General features: G+C 57.8%; 4 protein-coding genes and 3 tRNA genes. All 7 read right to left on the bottom strand.

Annotated features, from left to right (window positions below):
- The coding region (locus BM279_RS23070) for a GTP-binding protein (protein WP_244154210.1) at positions 1–113 on the bottom strand (113 nt) is incomplete at its 3' end.
- An 84-nt stretch (positions 114–197) separates the two neighbouring features.
- Positions 198–273: transfer RNA gene (locus tag BM279_RS23065), tRNA-Thr, on the bottom strand.
- A gap of 27 nt (positions 274–300) precedes the next feature.
- A tRNA-Gly gene (locus BM279_RS23060) sits at positions 301–374 on the bottom strand.
- A gap of 25 nt (positions 375–399) precedes the next feature.
- A tRNA-Tyr gene (locus BM279_RS23055) sits at positions 400–484 on the bottom strand.
- Between the two features lie 145 nt (positions 485–629).
- Complete coding sequence (locus BM279_RS23050; RefSeq protein ID WP_093507719.1) at positions 630–1319, bottom strand: SPOR domain-containing protein; 690 nt, start codon at positions 1317–1319, stop codon at positions 630–632.
- Complete coding sequence (locus BM279_RS23045; protein ID WP_093507721.1) at positions 1319–2080, bottom strand: pantothenate kinase; 762 nt, start codon at positions 2078–2080, stop codon at positions 1319–1321. Before BM279_RS23045 ends, BM279_RS23050 begins: the two co-directional genes overlap by 1 nt.
- Positions 2070–3029, bottom strand: coding sequence for a bifunctional biotin--[acetyl-CoA-carboxylase] ligase/biotin operon repressor BirA (gene birA / locus BM279_RS23040; protein WP_093507717.1), 960 nt, complete (start codon positions 3027–3029; stop codon positions 2070–2072). The genes BM279_RS23045 and birA overlap by 11 nt, the downstream gene beginning before the upstream one ends.
- Positions 3030–3470 lie beyond the last annotated feature (441 nt).

The raw sequence follows: 3470 nt of genomic DNA, 5'->3' as shown, positions 1-3470 counted from the left end.
TCGGAGCAGACGCGAGTCAGAGCAGCGGTCAGAGTGGTTTTGCCATGGTCAACGTGACCAATGGTGCCAACGTTGACGTGCGGTTTGTTACGTTCAAACTTTTCTTTAGCCATTTTGACCGTCCCCGAACGAAGAATTCAGCTAGCGATACCGCCATTAAAACAAAGGCAGATATTTTCATATCTGCCTCTATTAAATGGAGCTCATGAGCGGATTTGAACCGCTGACCTCACCCTTACCAAGGGTGTGCTCTACCAACTGAGCTACATGAGCGAAACACATTGCACGAACAACAAAAGCTGGAGCGGGCAGCGGGAATCGAACCCGCATCATCAGCTTGGAAGGCTGAGGTTCTACCACTGAACTATGCCCGCGGAGCTAGCAGCTCGCGCTTAAATCTGGTGGAGGGAGAAGGATTCGAACCTTCGAAGTCTATGACGTCAGATTTACAGTCTGATCCCTTTGGCCGCTCGGGAATCCCTCCATAAGGAGGCGGCATTCTCTTTATCTGCCACCCTACTGTCAAGCACTTTCTCATTTAAAAACCTGAGCTTAGCGTCACTAACAGTAACTTCGCATTTCATCTCTCGAGATGTCCACCCTGCGAAGCGGGCGCCATTCTATGCATTCTATCGAACGCTTGCAACCCCCTCGCATGGCATTAATTGATGTTGTAAGCCATTGAAGTCCAAAGACAAACGTTCAAGCAGCGAATCATCGACCAAACGGCGGCTTTCCGGGGCGATACGCACCCAATGGCTACGGTTGGCACGCGGCAATTCACGCAGCAATGGCTCGTAACCGGCGCGGCGCAGGCGGGATATCACGCTATCGGCCGAATCATGGCGGGGAAAAATCCCTAGGGAGATGCCATTGGCAAGATCGCCCTGACTGATGATGTAGCTGTCGATCTTGCGCGCCTGCAATTCACGCAACTGGCGAAGCGACGCCTGCCGTGATGCCAGTGGAGGCAGATAAACCCAGTAATCGACCGAGCCGGCCGACTCGACAACCTGAACCTGCGAGCGGATATCCAGACTTAGCAAGCGCTGCTCCACCTGCTGAGCCTGCGCCTCGTCATCGAAACGCCCCAGAAAAAGACACACCGCCTGCTCTGGCACCTCTTCCTTCGTCTCATCCTTGGCAGCAGAGGTGCGGCGCTCCTGGGGCTTGGACTCACTTAGCAGCTGGATATCCCGCCGACTGTCCTGATACAGGGACAGCGGCGCGACCTCTTTGGCCTGCATTGGCGCCTGCTGTTGATGCCACACGTAATAGAAGGCGTTGAGCACGACCAACAACATGAAGATCCAACGCATCACTTCTCCCCCGTCACTGGACAGGCGATCGCCAACCCGATGAACACCAGATCGGGTACCACGCGCGCTGCCGGCACCCATTCGGCAGCCATTGCGGCATCGCCCCCGGTCAGAAATACGGCCACATCCGCTCCGCACTGCTGCCGCACCTGCTCAAGCTGCGTCGCGACAAAGCCGCGCAGCATCAGCCGACAACCACGCTCGACCGCCTCAGCAGTGGAGCGCCCCGGCACCAGGCTATCGCCCGCCTGCTCAGCAGCAGCGCTGTCATATCGGATACGCCGGGTATGGGTAAGCAACTGATTACGCATCAGTGGCATACCGGGGCATATGAAACCGCCCAAGTGCGCACCATCGGCACTCACGAAGTCCGAAGTAATGGCCGTACCGAGATCTAGAATCAGACAAGCGCCCTGCTCCAGGCTGTAGGCTCCGACCGCGGCAAGCCATCGGTCGAGCCCGAGGCGCTGGTAATCCTCGTAGCCGTTCTGCACACCCGCCAGCTCCTGGGCCGGCCTTGCCACCTGGCACTCGATTGCGAACCGCTCGGACAAGGTCGTGCAAAGCAGACGCGTTTCATCATCGGCGCGCACACTTACCAGACGACAGGCCGACAGCTGCCGCGAAAACCGATCTGCCAATGCAGCGATAAGCTCGTCAACGTTATCGGCAACACCACTGGCAACCGCCGCACCCGTGCCCGCCCGCGGCAGAACACGCCACTTGATAAAGCTGTTACCGCAGTCAAGCTCAAGAATCATCATGCAACCTCAGACTGAGCTCACCACCACTGAACACTTTTTCCTGGCCGTCGACTTCCAGCCGCAAAGCCCCTGTCTCGTCTACGCCTAGAACACGCCCATGAATGGCCTGCGCCCCAGCAGCAAGCTCCACCATTCGTCCCTGCCAGAGATGACTGGCTTCCCATAGCTCACGCAGAGAGGCAAAGCCCTGCGCCTGATGCAGTTGAAGATAGCGCTCAAGCTGGCCACTGAGAGCGGTAACGAACCGGTTGCGATCAACCTGCTGCCCCAGAACCCGGCGCATGGATGTCCAGGGCTGGCTGATGGCCTCCCCCTGAGGCGCATTGCGCATATTGATGTTCACACCAATGCCGATCACCACATGGCATACATCAGCTGGGTCACCGGAAAGCTCCAGAAGGATACCGGCGATCTTGCGACCGCCAACCAACAAATCGTTGGGCCACTTCAAACCGGCATCTGTGATGCCCCCATCGCGCAGCGCCTGCAGCAGCGCAAGCCCGACAACCAGGCTAAGACCTTCGAGCTGACGCATTCCGCCACTCACCCGCAGCACCAGGCTGTAATAAAGATTCTCACCGAAAGGGCTCGTCCAACTCCGCCCTCGCCGCCCACGCCCGGCAGTCTGCTGCTCGGCGACAACCAGGAACGGCGGAACTGCACCTGATGCCAGATGACGCAATGCCTCGGCGTTAGTGGAGTCGACCTGCTGCTGCAGCGTGATTGGATAGGGAGAGCAATCGTTAAGCGCCTCACGGCTCAACAGGGATAAAGGCGTCTTGAGCCGATATCCACGCCCACGAACCTTGTGGATCTGCAGGTCGTATTCGGCCTCAAGTGCCTGCAGGCGCTTCCAGATCGCCGCCCGGCTGACACCGACAGCCGCCCCCAACTCTTCACCAGAGTGAAACTGCCCGTCCTGTAGAAGTCGCAATAATGACTGCATGCCTAACCTGCCCTGCCTTAAGGAGCGCATGATAGCGATGCACTCGGCCGCTGCCTACAAGACCAAGAGCATTCACCATGATGGGAATTACGTGTCGTTGCGCTTAGGCAAGGGATAGTTAGACGGTTCAGTGCCCCGACCAGCCCCCGGGTTACGCCTTCGGCTAACCCAGGCTAAAAGAGCTCGCGAATCACCGTAGGGTGGAAGACGCTTCCCCTTCCACCGCTGCATTCGCAGCCCACCAAAAGCCCAAATGCGTAGCCTGCAGTTGAGCGAGGCGATAGCGTGTTGCATGTGCGTGCGCGCCTGCCTGGCGCCACTGACTAGTGGGCAATGGTATTTTCCAGCCCGAAAAGACGAAACCCCAGACCTCTGTCGAGATCTGGGGTTTCTTATAGAAGCTTGACGATGACCTACTCTCACATGGAGAAGCTCCACACT

The sequence above is a fragment of the Phytopseudomonas straminea genome (genome assembly GCF_900112645.1).
GTDB classification, from domain to species: domain Bacteria; phylum Pseudomonadota; class Gammaproteobacteria; order Pseudomonadales; family Pseudomonadaceae; genus Aquipseudomonas; species Aquipseudomonas straminea.
This window is presented reverse-complemented; position numbering and strand designations above follow the sequence as displayed.